This is a genomic window from Streptomyces taklimakanensis (assembly GCF_009709575.1).
Lineage (GTDB): Bacteria > Actinomycetota > Actinomycetes > Streptomycetales > Streptomycetaceae > Streptomyces > Streptomyces taklimakanensis.
Map to the genome: position 1 here is coordinate 2,257,921 of NZ_WIXO01000001.1, position 16,065 is coordinate 2,273,985.

Genomic DNA, 16,065 nt, shown 5'->3' on the forward strand with positions numbered 1-16,065 from the left:
GTGAACATTGACGTCAAGGGGCTCCCCCCCACACCGGCCCCGTCACGCCATGGAGGCGACCTGCTCATGCCCCACCAGTTGGCCCAGGATCTCCGGCTCCCCACGAACGCGCTCGACTACGCGATCCTCGCCATCTACTTCCTCGTCGTCCTGGGAGTCGGGTTCGCGGCCCGGCGCAGCATCAAGACCAGCCTCGACTTCTTCCTCTCCGGCCGCTCGCTGCCCGCCTGGGTCACCGGCCTCGCCTTCATCGCGGCCAACCTCGGCGCCCTGGAGATCCTGGGCATGGCCGCCAACGGCGCGCAGTACGGCGTCTACACCGTGCACTGGTACTGGGTGGGCGCCATCCCGGCCATGGTCTTCCTCGGTCTGGTGATGATGCCCTTCTACTACGGGTCACGGGTGCGCTCGGTGCCCGAGTTCCTGCTGCACCGCTTCGGCCCGTCCTCCCACCTGCTCAGCGGCGTGCTGTTCTCGGCCGCCTCGGTGCTGATCGCGGGCGTCAACCTCTACGCGCTCGCCATCGTCCTGGAGGCGCTGCTGGGCTGGCCGCAGTGGGTCTCCATCGTCGTCGCGGGCCTGTTCGTGCTGCTGTACATCACCCTGGGCGGCCTGTCCTCGGCCATCTACAACGAGGTCGTGCAGTTCTTCGTGATCCTGGCCGGGCTGATCCCGCTGACCGTCCTCGCCCTGACCCGGGTGGGTGGCTGGAGCGGGCTGCGCGACTCGCTCACCGCCTCGCAGGGCGACAACTTCGTCTCCGCCTGGGGCGGCACCGGCATCGGTTCGGACAACCCGCTCGGCGCCAACTGGCTCACCATCGTGCTCGGCCTGGGCTTCGCCCTGAGCTTCGGCTACTGGACGACCAACTTCGCCGAGGTGCAGCGCGCCCTGTCCGCCAAGAACCTCTCCGCCGCCCAGCGCACCCCGCTGATCGCGGCCTTCCCCAAGATCTTCATTCCGGCGCTCGTCGTCATCCCCGGCCTGGTCGCGCTGGTGGTCGCCCCCGACATCGGCCCGGGCAGCGGCCTGGAGTACAACGAGGCGATCCCGCTGCTGATGCGGGACCTGCTGCCCAACGGTGTGCTGGGCATCGCGGTGACCGGTCTGCTCGCCGCCTTCATGGCCGGCATGGCCGCCAACGTCTCGGCCTTCAACACGGTGTTCACCCATGACATCTGGAGGGCCTACCTGGTGAAGGGCCGCCCCGACTCGTACTACGTCACCACCGCCCGGGTCGTCACCGCCGTCGGCGTGCTGCTGGGCATGGGGACGGCGTTCATCGCGGCGACGTTCAGCAACATCATGAACTACCTCCAGACGCTGTTCTCCTTCTTCAACGTGCCGCTGTTCACCGTCTTCATCATCGGCATGTTCTGGCGGCGGATGACGCCCGCCGCCGGTTTCTGGGGACTGCTGGCCGGCACGGTCGCGGCGATGATCAACTACTTCTGGTTCTACCGGGGCGGGCTGGTCGACATCCCCTCCGACCAGGGCGCCAACTTCGTCTCCGCCATCATCGCCTTCGTCGTCGGCGCCGTCGTCGTCGGCGCCGTCACCCTCTTCACCAAACCGAAGCCCGTCGAGCAGTTGGCCGGTCTGGTGTACGGCACCCGGGCGCCCGGCGTGGCCGAGCCGGCGGCGGCGGGCGACGAGGCGTGGTACCGCAGGCCCGCACTGCTGGGCTGGGGCGCTCTCGTGCTCGCCGCCCTGTGCTACATCCCGTTCTCCTTCTGAGCGCCCGCACCGCACAGCGAAGGATGTGATCCACCGTGACGAACGGCAAGAACGACCCGACCGGACCCCACGGCTCCCAGGACCCCCACGAGACCGGCGCGCCCGGCACCCCGGGCACGGACTGGCGCGAGGAGGAGATCGAGCTGGAGGGGCGCTCGGTCAGCGCCGCCCGACTGTTCGACATCCGCCGCGTCATCGGCGTGCTCTTCGTGGTCTACGGCGTCCTGGTCACCCTCGCCGGGTTCTTCGTCTCCGACGAGGACCTGAGGAAGGCCCAGGACATCAACATCAACCTCTGGACCGGGCTGTCGATGCTCGCGCTCGGGCTGCTGTTCCTGCTCTGGCTGCGACTGAGCCCGACCGTTCCGCCGCCGCCGCGACGGGAGGCGGAGGAGGGGCCGGGGCCCGGCCCCGGCCCCGGGACCGGACCGGAGGCCGGAGCGCCCGACGCCCGATGAGCCCCGGCCGGGGCGTCCGACGCGGCAGGGGACCGGCCCGTCAGCCCGTCCCCTCGCCTCCTCCTCCCGCACCGAACGCCCCGGCCGCGCCGGAGCCGGTGGCCCGGTCCAGCAGCCCGGTGCGGGCCGCGAGCGCCGCCGCCTCCAGCCGCGAGCCGACCCCGAGCTTCATCAGCACCCGCTGCACGTGCGTACGGGCGGTGCTGGAGGCTATCCCCATGCCCACCGCGATCCGCCGGGTGTCCTCCCCCTCCGCCACCCGCACCAGTACCTCGACCTCCCGCGGGGTGAGCATCCGCAGCAGCCGGGCGCCCTCGTCGTCCGGTTCGGCACTGGGGTCGAGCAACTCCGCGAAGGCGCCCTGGAGCAGTTGCGGTGCCACCGCCACCTCCCCGGCGCGCGCCCTGACCATGCCGCGCTCGACGCCCTCGATCCGCTCGTCGTGCCGCACGTAGCCCGACGCGCCCGCCGCGAACGCCGCCGCGATGCCCCGCGGGTCGGGCACCGGCCCCAGCACCACCACCGCGACCCGCGGCCTCTCCCGCTTGATCCGCGCCACGGGGTCGAACGCGCCCGGCCCCGCGGGCGCCGTCGTCCCCCACAGGCACACCTCCGGTGCCCGGCCGATCACCAACTCGGCCGCCCCCGCGGCCGGCGCGGCGGCGGCCAGCACCCGGTGTCCGCGCAATCTCAGCGCCGAGGCGAGCGCCTCGGCGTGCAGGCGGTGATCGTCGACCACCACGAGCCGCACGGTCATCCACACCCCTGTCGTCCGGTCCGCCGCGGGCCGGGCTCCGTACCGGCCCACCCCGGCCCGGCTCCGCCATGCCCCCGGAAGCTACACGCTCGCCCGGCACGGCGCTCCCCTTCGGACAAGAACTCCGGAATCCCGACGGGATCCGACCCGAACGCACGCGGGCGGCCCCGCGTTCCCCCACAGGGGGGACGCGGGGCCGCCTCGCCGCTCCCCGGACCGACCGGCTCGATCACCCCCGGTTCGCCGCCCGTCGGCCCCCGCGCCCCGTGGGGCGGGGCGGGCGGGCGGCACCCGGTCAGTGGTAGGCCACGATCGCCATGTTGCTCAGGCCGGCGCGGGCGTAGAACTTGTGGTTCACCAGGAAGAGGCGACCGTCCTTCCAGTACGGGGCCACGTCCGTGCCGGTGGCCATGTCGTACTCCTTCTTCACCGCGTCGTCCGGCATCTCCATCCGCGGGGACGCCTCGCCGGTCTTCGGGTCGAGCGCGACGACCTGGCCCGGGTTCCGGTAGTCGGGGAGCTCGTACGCGATCAGCGTGCCGTCCTCCACCGCCACCGGGACGATCTGGCCCCCGTCGGTCGGCTCGCCCAGCCACTTCGGCTTGCCGTTGGTGAGGTCGAAGGCGATGACCTCGTTGGTACGGCCGTACTCGGCGTCACCCTGGTGCGGCTGCGAGGTGAGGTACAGGGTGTCGCCGTCCACCACCGTGCCGGGGCAGTTGCCGAGCGAGATGCCGCGGCAGCCCAGGTCGTGCCGCTCCTTGGATATGGAGATCTTGCGCTGGAGCTCGCCGTCCTTCGACAGGATCATCAGGTCCGTGATGTCGATGCTGGACTCACCGCCGGCGTTGACACCGAGCACCACCGGGTCGGTGGAGAACACCTTGCGGACGTCGATGCCCTTGGGAACGCTCCACTCCCACGCCTTCTTGCCGCCCTGGCCCACTCCCTGGACCTTCTGCGCACCACCGAAGCCGCACTCGATCTTGGCGATGAGCTGCGCTCCGCCGGAGTAGCCGCGGTCCTTGCACTCGGACCCCTGCTCCTGCTGCCACAGCTCCTTGCCGGTGGTCAGGTCGTAGCCGACCGCGTTGCCGATCCAGGCGGCGGCGGCCATGTTGCCGCTGACCGCCATCTCGGTGTAGCTGAACTCCGAGGCGCTCTCGCGCTTCGAGGGGAGTTCCTTCTTCCACAGTTCCTCGCCCTTGGCGAGGTCGATGCCCATGATGAACTCGCAGCGCCGACCGTACTGCACCACGGTCTTGTCGCCCGACGTCTCGTAGGCCGCGGCGCAGCTCTTCGGGCGGGGCATCTCGATGGACCACGCCTCCTCGCCGGTCTCCATGTCGTAGGCCGTGGTGGAGGTCGTGGTGGTCTTGACGAGGTTGTCGCCCACGAACCAGGTGCCGGGGACGTCCGTGAGGATGTCGTCCTTGTCCACCTCGGGCGGTTCGACCTCCCAGGCGACCTCGGCGTCGATCACCTCCGTCCCGCCCTCGGCGCCCTTCTTCTCCCCCTCGGCTCCGGTGCCGCCGTCCGTGGTGCCCTCGCCGGTGCTCTTGTCGCCCTTGGCCCGCTCGTCCTCACCGCCCTGGCCGGCCAGGAACCAGACGCCGCCACCGGCCACCAACAGGACCGCGACGACCGCCGCGACGACGATCATCACCTTGTTCCTGTTGCCGCCCCCGCCGTTGCCGGCGGTCATGGGCTGCGTCGGGTACTGGCCGTACTGCCCGTACCCGTACGGCGGCTGCTGTCCGTACGCCTGCGGTTGGCCGTACGGCGGCTGCTGCCCGTATCCCTGCGGCTGACCGTACGGCGGCTGCTGCCCGTATCCCTGCGGCTGACCGTACGGGCCCTGGCCGGGCTGCCCCGGGTGACCGTAGGCCGGCGCCCCGCCCGGCTGCTGCGGGTAGCCGTACGAGGGCGGCTGCCCCGGCGAACCCGGCTGTCCTGGGGGCTGCGGTGGCTGCCCGTAGGGCGTCGTCGGCTCCTGCGGCGCGCCGAAACCGCCCGACGGCGGTTGGTCGGACGGCGCCACCTGCGGCGCGACCTGCGTCGGGGTCCGCGGAGGGCCCTGCGGCGACTCGTCGGACGGAGGCTGGGAGGACTTGCTCAGCGAGGGCCGCTCCGCTCCCTCCGACCGTTCCGTCCCGTCCGACCGCTCCGGTCGTTCGGCCTGTTCGGGCCCGTCCTGCTGCTCTGCGCCGGCGGACGCCGGCGGCTCCTGTGGTGCGCCGAAGCCGTCCGGCGACGGTTGGTTGGGAGGTGGTGGCGGCTGCGACATGGTGGTCTTCCTCATTCACGCGCGGACCGGTTGCCCAGCCCCTCAAGCCCCCGTAGGGCAGAGCGAATCGGACATGGTCCGCCACTTCTCGATGTTTTTCGGCCAGTTGACACCGACGATGGAACGGCACTCTTTCTACCACCGGACACCAAAAAGGCCGCCTCCGGTTCCGGCCGATCCCCTGGGCGAGACCGGTCCGCGACCCCGGCGTTACCGTTGCCCGCCCCCCGGGAGCGCCTCGCTCCGCCCGACCCCGGCCGGGCGGGCGGGGCGAGGCGGAAAATCGCTCACCAACGGTTTCCGGGAAAGGTGACGATCATTAGGCTGAGGGCTTCTTTTCAAGATCATCCAATTGAGGGGAACCGGTGAGAAGCTCCAAGCGCGTCGTCTCCGTCCTGATATCGATGCTCGCGATGTGCGCCTTCGGCATCGTCAACGCGCCCGCCGCCTCCGCGGGCGCCTACGGCTGCCCCGGCGGCCAGATCAACAGCTACCCCATCAAGACGGACGCCGGGACCCTCTACGGCAACATCTACCTCTACTACGACTCGTCCACCGGCAAGAACTGCGCCGTGGCCGTCAAGACCGCCGCCGGCGGCTACGGCACGCCCAACTACGTCGCGGTCACGCTGTTCCGCTGCAAGACGAGCACCCCCGGCGCGTTCTGCGACTGGGCCGGGCAGCCCAACGACAGCGACTACGGCACCTTCAGCTACTACGCGGGCCCGGTGGAGCTCTACGCCGCCGGCAAGTGCATCCACGTCCACGCACAGGTCAGCTCCGAGCAGCCGATCGCCAGCGGCTCCAGCCCGTCCTACGGCGTCCACTGCGGGTGACCGACCGCACCGTACGGCAGAGGGCGGGCGGACCATCCGGTCCACCCGCCCTCTGCCGTACGGGCACCGCCGTCGACGCCGTCAGCCCTCCTCGGCCAACTCCAACCAGCGCGTCTCCAACTCGTCCCGCTCGCCCGCCAACTGTCGCAGTTCGGCGTCGAGTCCGGCGACCCTCTCGAAGTCGGTGGCGTGCTCGGCCATCTCGGCGTGCAGGGTCGCCTCCCGCTCGCCGATCCGCTCCAACCTGCGCTCGATGCGCTGCAACTCCTTCTGCGCCGCCCGGGAGAGCGCCGCGGGCTTGGCCGCCCCGCCGGATGCCGCCGAACCGCCGGAGCCTCCCGTCCCGGCGGGCGCGCCGGAGGTCCGGGACGTCGGCGCCTGGGGAACGGTACCGGCCTGCCGCATCCGCTCGCGGCGCTCCAGGTACTCGTCGACGCCGCGCGGCAGCATCCGCAGCGTGCCGTCGCCCAGCAGCGCGTACACCCGGTCCGTGGTCCGCTCGACGAAGAAGCGGTCGTGGGAGATGACGACCAGCGAGCCGGGCCAGCCGTCGAGCAGGTCCTCCAACTGGGTCAGGGTCTCGATGTCCAGGTCGTTGGTCGGCTCGTCCAGGAACAGCACGTTCGGCTCGTCCATCAGCAGCCGCAGCAGTTGGAGCCTGCGCCGCTCACCGCCCGACAGGTCGCCGACGGGCGTCCACTGCTTCTCCTTGCCGAAGCCGAAGCGCTCGCACAGCTGGGAGGCGGTCATCTCGCGGCCCTTGCCCAGGTCCACGCGGGAACGCACCTGCTCCACGGCCTCCAGCACCCGCCAGGTCGGGTCGAGTTCGGCGACCTCCTGGGAGAGGTACGCCAGCCGCACCGTCCGGCCGACCTTGATCCGGCCGCCCGCGGGCTGCCGCTCGCCGCCGCTGTACGCCGCGTCCGCCATGGCCCGCAGCAGGGAGGTCTTGCCCGCGCCGTTGACGCCGACCAGCGCGACGCGGTCGCCGGGGCCGAGCTGCCAGGTGAGGTGCTTGAGCAACACCTTGGGGCCGGCCTGGACGGTCACGTCCTCCAGGTCCAACACGGTCCTGCCCAACCGCGAGTTGGCGAACTTCATCAGCTCCGCGCTGTCGCGCGGCGGTGGCACGTCGGCGATCAGCGCGTTGGCGGCCTCGACCCGGAAGCGGGGCTTGCTGGTGCGGGCCGGGGCGCCGCGCCGCAGCCAGGCCAGCTCCTTGCGGACGAGGTTCTGCCGCTTGGCCTCCTCGGTGGCGGCGATGCGCTCGCGCTCGGCGCGGGCGAAGACGTAGTCGCTGTAGCCGCCCTCGTACTCGTGCACCGTGCCGCGCTGCACGTCCCACATGCGGGTGCACACCTGGTCCAGGAACCAACGGTCGTGGGTGACGCAGACCAACGCCGAGCGGCGCGCCCGCAGGTGTCCGGCGAGCCAGGCGATGCCCTCGACGTCGAGGTGGTTGGTGGGCTCGTCCAGCACGATCAGGTCCTGCTCGGCGATGAGCAGCTTGGCCAGCGCGATGCGCCGCCGCTCGCCACCGGAGAGCGGGCCGATCACGGTGTCCAGGCCCTGGGGGAAGCCGGGCAGGTCCAGGCCGCCGAAGAGGCCGGTGAGGATGTCGCGGACGCGGGCGTCCCCGGCCCACTCGTGGTCGGCCATGTCGCCGACGACCTCGTGGCGGACGGTCGCGTCCGGGTCGAGCGAGTCGTGCTGGGTGAGCACGCTCAGCCGCAGCCCGCCGGCGTGGGTGACCCGCCCGTCGTCGGCGGGTTCCAGCTTCGACAGGATGCGGACGAGCGTGGTCTTGCCGTCGCCGTTGCGCCCGACGACGCCGATCCGGTCCCCTTCGCTGACGCCGAGGGAGATGCCGTCCAGCAACGTACGCGTGCCGTACACCTTGCCGACGGTTTCCAGATTGACGAGGTTCGTGGCCATGGGGCTCCCGCTGCCCGGCGCGTGCCGGACTGGTGTGGTCTCGGGTGGGCTGGTCGGTTCCTCAGCCTAGTCGTCGTCCCGGGACCGGTGCCCATGCCCGCCCCCCCCGCCCGCCGGGAGCGCCCCGCCGGGCGGTCGCCGGCCGCCCGAGCCGCCCCGGCCCGGTACGGCTCGGTACGGGCTCAGTACGACCGGCCCTGCCGCTCCGAGGTCGACCGGGGGGTCGGCCGGCTGAGGCCGAACAGCGAGCCGGCGGCGCTCGTCAGCTCCGCGGCGCTCTCCACCGACGTCCCGTCCGGGACGCCCATGCGGCGCAGGGCACCGGCGAACACGTCCTCCAGCAGGGCCAACCGCCAGCTCAGCTCGGCGGGGCCGACCTGGCCTCCGGGCCGGTTCGACAGGACGGTCAGCACGTCCTGGGCGTTGGTCTGGAGGTCGGACAGGGTCTGCCAGCCGTTGGGCACGCGGGCCGAGGTCCGGCCGCGCTGCTCGGCGCCCGGCGCCCCCAGGGTCAGGGGGAGGTCGGTGTGGACGGAGGAGTACCAGTCGACCAGGGCACCGCTCAGGTCGGCCCGCAGCCCGTCGAGGAAGCCGAGGAGCACGGCCGCGCCGGTGTAGGGGTCGACGGGCTCGACGCGGGGCGGGGCGTTGTCGGCCGGCGGCCTTCCGGAGGCGTCCGGTCCGAGGAAGGACCGGATGACGACCGAGACCTCCTCCTGTTGTTGCGGAGCGTTCCGCTGGGCGGGCACCAGGTGCGCCCGTACGGGCGCGATGCCCCGGGCCGCTTGCTCGGCTGCCGCCTGGCACGCGTAGTCAGTGGGCACGGACGGGTCCCCCCTCCTTCCGAAACCGCGTGGTTCGGCGGCTTCGGCCTTGCGTTTCGGGGCCGTACCGTATCGCTCCGCGACGGCTTCGGGGAGGTGTTCGTCACGGAGAGTTCACCCACCGCGATCTCCCTCCGCCCCGCCCCGTCGGGCGGACGGGCGCCCCCGCGGCGGAGAGGCGGCGGGACGTGGCCCGGACGGGAGCGGCCCGCGCGAGGAGGTTCCCGCGCGGGCCGTACGGGGTGGGTCCGGGCCGTGGGACCGGGCCGTGGGACCGGGCCGCCTCAGTCGACGGAGTCGAGCACCTGGCGGACGATCGGTCCCGCGTTGGTGCCGCCGTGGCCGGAGGCGGGGACGACCGCCGCGGCGGTCATGTCGTTGCGGTAGGCGGTGAACCAGGCGTTGGGCTTCTCCTGGCCGTCGACCTCCGCCGATCCGGTCTTCGCCCCGATGTCGCCGGTGGTGCCGGCCATCGCCTGGGCGGCCGAACCGCTGGTGGCCGTCAGCCGCATCAGGGAGCGCAACTCCTGGGAGACGGCCGGGGAGAGGGTGCGCGGTGCCCTGGTCAGGGTGCGGCCGTCCACCTCGGGGGAGACGATGTAGGGCTGGTGGAAGGTGCCGCTCTTCACCGTCGCCGACACCGAGGCCATGATCAGCGGGTTGGCCCGGACGCCGCCCTGGCCGATGAGCGAGGCCGCCATCGGGGCGTCGGTCTGCACGGGCACCGATCCGTCGAAGGTGACCGTGCCGACCTTCCAGGTGAGGCCGATGCCGAAGACGTCGCGGGCCTGCCGGGTCAGGTCGTCGTCCGCCAGCTTCTCGGCCTGGCTGATGAAGGCGGTGTTGCAGGAGGCGGCGAAGGACTGGGCGAAGGTGCCGCCCTTGATCTCGAACTTGTCGAGGTTGTGGAACCTCCAGCCGCCGTACGTGAAGTACTTCGGGCACGGGTGCTGCTCGGAGCTGGAGGCCAGGCCCTTCTCGATGAGCATCGAGGCGCTGACGATCTTCATCGTGGAGCCGGGGGCGAGGGACCCCTGGAAGGCGGTGTTGAAACCGTTCGCCGGGTTGTTGGCGACCGCCAGGATCTCGCCGGTACTGGCCTTCAGGGCGACGACCGACGCCTTGGGCTTGCTCGTGACGGCCCGCACCGCGGCCTTCTGCACCCGCGCGTCGATGGTGGTCCGCAGCTCGCCGGGGGTGCCCTCGTCTAGTTCGTTGAGCGTCTTGACCTTCTTGCCGGACGCGTCGACGATCCGGGTCTCGACGCCGGGCTCGCCGCCGGCCTTGCCGCCGTACCGCTTGCGCAGGTCGGCCAGGATCGCGGCCAGTTCGGGGTGGGCCTCGGCGGTCAGCTCGGTGCCGTTGCGGTCCAGCGCCCTGATCGGTGGGGCCTCGGTCTCACCGGTCTCCAGGCGCAGGTCGGCCTTGAGCTCCGGGTGGAGGACGGACGGCTCCCAGTCGACGACGGGCCGGCCGGTCCCGGTGTCGCGCACGACCGTCAGCGCCGACTCGTAGGTCCACTCGCCGGGCTGCTCCGCCTCGTCGTGGCGCACCTGGGCGCGGACGGTGAAGGGCACCTCGGAGCCGGTGGCGGCGCCCGGCTCCAGGGTCACCCGGGAGACGCGGGCGTCCTCGCGGAAGCCGGTGAGGGCCTCGGCGGCGGCGGTGCCGTCGTCCGTCAGCTCGGCGGCCTCCTCGGTCCGGCCGTTCTGCCAGGCGTCGAGGAACTCCTCGGCGACCGTCCGCACCTCTTTCGGGGTCGGCGGGCCGGTCTCGACCGCCGCGGCGGTCCCGCCGTCCGCGACCGTCACGTCCCGCCCGCCCCCGTCACCGGGTGCGCCACCGTCCCCGATCAGGGTGTACGCCCCGAACCCGGCGGTTCCGACCAGGGCGGTGAAGACCGCTCCGACCACCGCCACCTTCCGACCGTCACGCATGGGTGTCCAAACCTCCGCCCCGCCCCGGAACATCGCTACCGAGGCCCGTGCGAGGCACCCTAGAGCACCGGCGTGACACGCCCCGATCCAGGTGTCCCGAAGTGCCGCCGCCGGGTGTTCGGCGGCTGTTCGGGTGGAAACGCGGCCGTGTCGTCCGGGCCGGACGCCGCCCCGTCTCCCTTTCTCCCCCACGAAAGAAAAGTATTCTTTTCCTATTTAAAAGCGCGCGAGAGAGGCCCCCGCATGCGGGCGACGGACGTCCGTTCACCCGTATGTCGGCACAACTCCCCGAACCCCGCGTCGTTTCCACTGTGACGCAGAAGGTCGTTCCTCCTTCCCGGCAATACCGTTCGGGCCCGCGCCGCCGCCCGGCGGCGCGGGCCCGAACCGCGTAATCAAGGAAAACAGGCGGGTGGTGCGCGGCGACGCCTACCGCACCTCCGGGGAAATCGCTCTAGCATTGCGGTCGCAAGCTTGAGAAGCGGCTTCGTACATTGGAGGTACATGCCATGAAGCTGAAGCGCACCGCCGCCGTCGCACTTTCCGCCACGGCGCTCGTGCTCGCCGGCGCCGGCGTCTCCCACGCCGACCCGAAGTTCCAGAATGACGCGCAGATCCTGCCCTGCCCGAACCTGGAGATCCTCAACATCCCGATCCTGTCGAGCGAGAACAACAACCTCGACTGCTCGCGGAACCACAAGAAGAAGACCTCGATCGAGGTCTACAAGTTCTTCAAGGGCTGAGGAAACCCTCCGAGGACACGACACGGCAGGTGACGGCCGCCCCCACTGCTCCGGGGGCGGCCTTTCCGCTTTCTCCGGCCCACAGCCGCACCCACATTCCCCATATCAACCGAACAGTGACACCCGTGTGGCGCAACAACACTTGGCGGCCCGCCCCGTACGCCGTTCGGCGACCCCATCGGCCGACTTTCCGCAGGACACGCAGAAACGCATAAGCGAGCAATCCGAGTTTCGTTCCGTTAATGTCGCCGGTGTGGGGGTCACTCCCGCCTTCCGGTGGAACGGCCGCATGGTGACAGTGCTCCGGAAACCGATTCCCCGGCCGCTCGGCGGCGGCCGGGGAACATCGGACCTTTCCTTCTCTCGTCAAGGAGACAAGACCGAATGAAGCTGAAGAAGACGCTCGCCGTTTCTTTCACCGCTGCCATGCTCCTCGCGGGCGGGGCCGCCAGCGCCCACGCCGGCGAGGCCAAGTTCAGCAATGACGCGCAGATCCTGCCCTGCCCGAACCTGGAGGTCATCAACCTCCTGATCCTGTCGAGCGAAGCCAACAACCTCGACTGCTCGCGGAACTACGAGGAGGAGACCACGATCAAGAAGACCGTCAAGGTCGAGAAGGACTCCGACATCGTCGTTGCCCCGAAGCAGGAGCAGGGTCAGGGCCAGGGTCAGGGTCAGAAGGCCGAGCAGGGCCAGAAGCAGGCCGGCGAGCAGGACCAGAAGGCCGGCCAGAAGGCCGAGCAGGAGACCGGCCAGAAGGCCAAGCTCCAGGACTGACGTCCTTCCCCCCTCTGCAGGAACAGTTCGCAGCGCCGCCCGCCGGTTCTCCGGCGGGCGGCGCCGCGTGTGCGCGGACCGGTCCCGGACGGGACCGGTCGCCCGGGGTCCGTCCGGGACCACCGCGTCCGCCTCGCGGGGCGAGACCGCCGCCGTGAGGCGGCCGGCGTCATCCGTCCGCGGTCCTCTCGGGCTCCCAGCGCAGCAGGTCGCCCGGTTGGCACTCGAGCACCTCGCAGAGCGCGGCGAGCGTCGCGAAGCGCACCGCCTTGGCGCGGCCGTTCTTGAGCACCGCCAGGTTGGCGGGGGTGATCCCGACGCGGTCCGCGAGTTCGCCCACGGTCATCTTCCGCTTGGCCAGCATCACGTCGATGTCGACGGCGATCGGCATCAGATCACCTCGGCCAGCTCGGCCCGCATCCGCGCCGCCTCGACATCGCGTGCGACGGCCTGGGCGAGCAACATCCGCAGCACGAGCACGATGAGCGCGACGCCGAAGACGGCCAGGGAGGTCCCGCACAGCAGGAGCACGATGCCCGGGGCCACGGCCTCGCCCGGCGCCAACAGGACCGCGAGGGCGAACACCAGGAGCGCGGCGGCCGTGAACGCGCCGAGCACGATGTGCACGTAGCGGAAGGCGGCGTGGGAGAACACGGTTCCGCGACGCACCATGGTCACCAGTCGCCACACGCAGACCAGGACGACCTGGACCGTCACGGCCCCCAGGAGGACGATCACCAGGATGGGGACGCGCAGGTGGGCCGAGCCCGTGTCGAGTTCCTCCAGGTCGGTGGCCAGGAGCGGCACCATCACCGTCTGGACGAACACCGAGCCGGCGAGCAGTGCCACGAGCACGGCGCGCAGCGCGAGCACGGTCGGTTTTCCCATCGTCGCTCCTCCCATCGACCAACGATAGGAAGCTATCGAAATTCGATAGGGTCGGCAAGGGGTGGACCCTAGATCCAGGTGTCCAGCCACATGCGGTTCTGCCAGGCGTCCTTGGAGATCTCCAAGCCGGTGTAGATCGGGTAGAAGTACACGAAGTTCCACACGATCAACACCACCAGCACGCCCGCGCCGACGACACCCGCCGTCCGCCGCCGCTCCGTGCTCCCGGGCGGCCCGAGGAGCGCGCCGACCGCCATGGCCAGGGCCAGGCAGAGGAACGGCACGAAGACGACCGCGTAGAAGTAGAAGATCGTGCGCTCCTGGTACAGGAACCACGGCAGCCAGCCCGCCGCCACCCCGCACAGGATCGCCCCCGCCCGCCAGTCGCGCCGCAGGCCCCAGCGGTAGAGGCAGTACAGCAGCGCGAAGCAGGCCGCCCACCACAACAGCGGGGTGCCCAGCGCGAGCACCTCGCGGGCGCATCCGGAGTCGGCGGTGCAGCCGTTCTCGCCGCGCTCGGAGGACTCGTAGAAGTACGACACCGGGCGAGCGGTCACCGGCCAGCTCCAGGGGTGGGACTGGTAGGTGTGCTCGGACGTCAGCCCCACGTGGAACCGGTAGACCTCGGCCTCGTAGTGCCACAGGCTCCGCAGCGACGCGGGGACCCACGTCATGTCGAACTGCGGCAGGGGCAGTTTCAGGTCGGTGAAGGGCAGGGCCAGCGAGTCCGGCGACAGACCGCGGCGGTCGTCCGCCCAGGTGCGGAAGTAGCCGTCCCGGCCGGCGAACCAGCCCGCCCAGCCGGCCAGGTAGGTGACGGCCGCCACCGGCACCGACGACAGGAACGCCGGTCCGGCGTCGCGGCGCAGCGCCGACCGGTACGGGCGCCGGGCCCCGGCGGTGCGACGGGAGGCCACGTCCCACAGCACCGTGAGGACCCCGAAGGCCGCCAGGACGTACAGGCCGCTCCACTTGGTGGCGCAGGCCAGGCCCAGGCAGACCCCGGCCGCCAGGCGCCACGGGCGCGCCCCCAGGCCGAGCCGGTCGCCGACCTCCGCGTCGGGCCGCCCGTCGGGGGGCAGCGCCGCGGCCAGTCGGGCGCGGGCGCGGTCCCGGTCGACCAGCAGGCAGCCGAAGGCCGCCAGCACGAAGAACATCAGCACCAGGTCCAGCAGCGCGGTGCGGCTCATGACCAGGTGCAGCCCGTCCACCGCCAGCAGGAGACCGGCCAGACAGCCCAGGGCCGTGGAGCGGAACAGGCGGCGGCCGATGCGGCAGACCATCAGCACCGACAGGGTGCCCAGCACCGCGACCATGAAGCGCCAGCCGAAGGGCGTCAGACCGAACATCGCCTCGCCCAGGGCGATGACCCACTTGCCCACGGGCGGGTGGACCACGTACGAGGCGGCCTCGCTCAGCGGCGCGGCGGCGGGGTTCTCCAGGATCGTCTCGTTGGCCTTCTCCGGCCAACTGCCCTCGTAGCCGAGTCGGTACAGGGACCAGGCGTCCTTGGCGTAGTACGTCTCGTCGAAGATCACCGCGTGCGGCGAGCCGAGGTTCCAGAAGCGCAGGATCCCGGCGAACAGGGTGACCAGGAGCGGGCCGCCCCACCCCGTCAGGCGCCCCAGCCGCCGCGCGTCCTCCGCGGCCAGCCCGAACGCCCCCCACACCCGGCCGCCGCCGGGCTCCGGCTGGGGCGGTACGAGCCGTTCCCGGGCGCCGGGGCGAGGGGGCGCCGCGTAGCCGTAGCGCCGCAGCCGTGCCCGCCACGCGGTGGGGCGCTCCTCGACGGACTCCCCGTGCCGGGCCTGAGTCGCGGTGTCACTGGTCACGCGGGCCATCGTAGGGAACGCCCTCCCCCCGCGGCGCGGCGCCGCGGGAGGGCGAGGGCTTCGGCGGGTGACGGACGGGCTCCGGGCGGAGCCGCGGAAGCTGGGAGGATGGCGGGGTGAGCGGAACACTCGTACTGGCAGGCACCCCCATCGGCGACGTCTCCGACGCCCCGCCGCGGCTCGCGCGGGAACTGGCGGAGGCCGATGTCGTCGCCGCCGAGGACACGCGGCGGCTGCGGCGGCTCACCCAGGCGCTGGGGGTCGAGGTCACCGGCCGGATCGTGTCGTACTTCGAGGGCAACGAGGCCGCGCGCACCCCGGAGCTGGCCGACGCGCTGGCCGGCGGCGCCCGGGTGCTGCTGGTGACGGACGCGGGGATGCCGTCCGTCTCCGACCCCGGCTACCGGCTGGTGGCCGCCGCGGTGGAGCGCGGCATCGGGGTGACGGCCGTGCCGGGGCCGTCCGCCGTGTTGACGGCGCTGGCGGTGTCGGGACTGCCGGTGGACCGCTTCTGCTTCGAGGGGTTCCTGCCGCGCAAGGCGGGTGAGCGGCTGTCGCGGTTGCGCGAGTGCGCCGGGGAGCGGCGCACCCTGGTGTACTTCGAGGCGCCGCACCGGCTGACCGCCGCCCTCGCCGCCATGGCGGAGGTCTTCGGCGCCGGGCGCCGGGCCGCGGTGTGCCGGGAGTTGACCAAGACCTACGAGGAGGTCCGGCGCGGCACGCTGGAGGAGCTGGCCGCCTGGGCGGAGGAGGGGGTGCGGGGCGAGATCACGGTCGTCGTCGAGGGCGCTCCCGCCCCGGAGCCGGGAGACGTGGACGCCGCCGAGCTGGTGCGCCGGGTCGCGGTGCGCGAGGCGGCCGGGGAGCGGCGCAAGGAGGCCATCGCCGCGGTGGCGCGCGAGGCCGGGATACCCAAGCGGGAGGTGTTCGACGCCGTGGTGGCGGCCAAGAACGCCCGGGGGCCGGCAGGACCCTGAGCGGGGCGGTCGGCACGGGCCGGACGGGCCGGACGGAACCAGCCCGAGAATTTCACCGCACACCCGTGCATTTCCGC

Annotated in this window: 14 protein-coding genes; 6 read left to right on the plus strand and 8 right to left on the minus strand. The window is 71.9% G+C overall.

Features of this window, described 5'->3' with window-relative positions:
• Positions 1 to 66 precede the first annotated feature (66 nt).
• Both F0L17_RS09785 and F0L17_RS09790 read left to right on the plus strand, forming a co-directional pair.
• Entirely contained in the window at positions 67 to 1,737 is a 1,671-nt protein-coding gene (locus F0L17_RS09785; RefSeq protein ID WP_155070763.1) for a sodium:solute symporter family protein, read from the plus strand.
• Positions 1,738 to 1,874: 137 nt separating this feature from the next.
• Complete coding sequence (locus F0L17_RS09790; RefSeq protein WP_162466786.1) at positions 1,875 to 2,195, plus strand: hypothetical protein; 321 nt, start codon at positions 1,875 to 1,877, stop codon at positions 2,193 to 2,195.
• A gap of 40 nt (positions 2,196 to 2,235) precedes the next feature.
• Here the strand turns inward: F0L17_RS09790 and F0L17_RS09795 are convergent, their stop codons facing one another.
• Together F0L17_RS09795 and F0L17_RS09800 are read right to left on the minus strand one after the other, a co-directional pair.
• The gene (locus tag F0L17_RS09795; RefSeq protein WP_155070764.1) at positions 2,236 to 2,952 is read right to left on the minus strand and encodes a response regulator transcription factor; all 717 of its coding nucleotides are present in this window, start codon (positions 2,950 to 2,952) and stop codon (positions 2,236 to 2,238) included.
• 295 nt (positions 2,953 to 3,247) lie between these two features.
• On the minus strand, positions 3,248 to 5,239 hold the full coding sequence (locus F0L17_RS09800) for an outer membrane protein assembly factor BamB family protein (protein ID WP_162466016.1): 1,992 nt from the start codon (positions 5,237 to 5,239) through the stop codon (positions 3,248 to 3,250).
• Between the two features lie 365 nt (positions 5,240 to 5,604).
• Here F0L17_RS09800 and F0L17_RS09805 point away from each other — a divergent pair, with 365 nt between their 5' ends.
• Entirely contained in the window at positions 5,605 to 6,075 is a 471-nt protein-coding gene (locus F0L17_RS09805; protein WP_155070766.1) for a hypothetical protein, read from the plus strand.
• Between the two features lie 81 nt (positions 6,076 to 6,156).
• Here the strand turns inward: F0L17_RS09805 and F0L17_RS09810 are convergent, their stop codons facing one another.
• The 3 genes from F0L17_RS09810 to F0L17_RS09820 all read right to left on the minus strand — a co-directional run bounded on the left by F0L17_RS09810 (position 6,157) and on the right by F0L17_RS09820 (position 10,771).
• The gene (locus F0L17_RS09810) at positions 6,157 to 8,010 is read right to left on the minus strand and encodes an ABC-F family ATP-binding cassette domain-containing protein (RefSeq protein WP_155070767.1); all 1,854 of its coding nucleotides are present in this window, start codon (positions 8,008 to 8,010) and stop codon (positions 6,157 to 6,159) included.
• A gap of 182 nt (positions 8,011 to 8,192) precedes the next feature.
• Positions 8,193 to 8,834, minus strand: a complete 642-nt coding sequence (locus F0L17_RS09815; RefSeq protein WP_155070768.1) for a hypothetical protein — start codon at positions 8,832 to 8,834, stop codon at positions 8,193 to 8,195.
• 284 nt (positions 8,835 to 9,118) lie between these two features.
• On the minus strand, positions 9,119 to 10,771 hold the full coding sequence (locus F0L17_RS09820) for a penicillin-binding transpeptidase domain-containing protein (protein WP_155070769.1): 1,653 nt from the start codon (positions 10,769 to 10,771) through the stop codon (positions 9,119 to 9,121).
• A gap of 509 nt (positions 10,772 to 11,280) precedes the next feature.
• Here F0L17_RS09820 and F0L17_RS09825 point away from each other — a divergent pair.
• Together F0L17_RS09825 and F0L17_RS09830 are read left to right on the plus strand one after the other, a co-directional pair.
• Positions 11,281 to 11,514 (plus strand): hypothetical protein, encoded by a 234-nt coding sequence (locus F0L17_RS09825; protein WP_155070770.1) that lies wholly within the window; start codon positions 11,281 to 11,283, stop codon positions 11,512 to 11,514.
• Between the two features lie 384 nt (positions 11,515 to 11,898).
• Entirely contained in the window at positions 11,899 to 12,291 is a 393-nt protein-coding gene (locus F0L17_RS09830; RefSeq protein ID WP_155070771.1) for a hypothetical protein, read from the plus strand.
• Positions 12,292 to 12,460: 169 nt separating this feature from the next.
• On the opposite strand, the gene F0L17_RS09835 is transcribed toward F0L17_RS09830, so the two are convergent.
• From F0L17_RS09835 to F0L17_RS09845, 3 genes are all read right to left on the minus strand, one after another.
• The gene (locus F0L17_RS09835; RefSeq protein ID WP_155070772.1) at positions 12,461 to 12,682 is read right to left on the minus strand and encodes a helix-turn-helix domain-containing protein; all 222 of its coding nucleotides are present in this window, start codon (positions 12,680 to 12,682) and stop codon (positions 12,461 to 12,463) included.
• Complete coding sequence (locus F0L17_RS09840) at positions 12,682 to 13,179, minus strand: DUF2975 domain-containing protein (RefSeq protein ID WP_155070773.1); 498 nt, start codon at positions 13,177 to 13,179, stop codon at positions 12,682 to 12,684. The genes F0L17_RS09835 and F0L17_RS09840 overlap by 1 nt, the downstream gene beginning before the upstream one ends.
• Positions 13,180 to 13,247: 68 nt before the next feature.
• Positions 13,248 to 15,020 carry a dolichyl-phosphate-mannose--protein mannosyltransferase gene (locus tag F0L17_RS09845; RefSeq protein ID WP_155070774.1) on the minus strand — a complete coding sequence of 591 codons (1,773 nt, stop codon included), beginning with the start codon at positions 15,018 to 15,020 and terminating at the stop codon, positions 13,248 to 13,250.
• Between the two features lie 107 nt (positions 15,021 to 15,127).
• Between F0L17_RS09845 and rsmI the strand changes: the two genes are divergently transcribed.
• Positions 15,128 to 15,988 carry a 16S rRNA (cytidine(1402)-2'-O)-methyltransferase gene (rsmI, locus tag F0L17_RS09850; RefSeq protein WP_162466017.1) on the plus strand — a complete coding sequence of 287 codons (861 nt, stop codon included), beginning with the start codon at positions 15,128 to 15,130 and terminating at the stop codon, positions 15,986 to 15,988.
• Positions 15,989 to 16,065 lie beyond the last annotated feature (77 nt).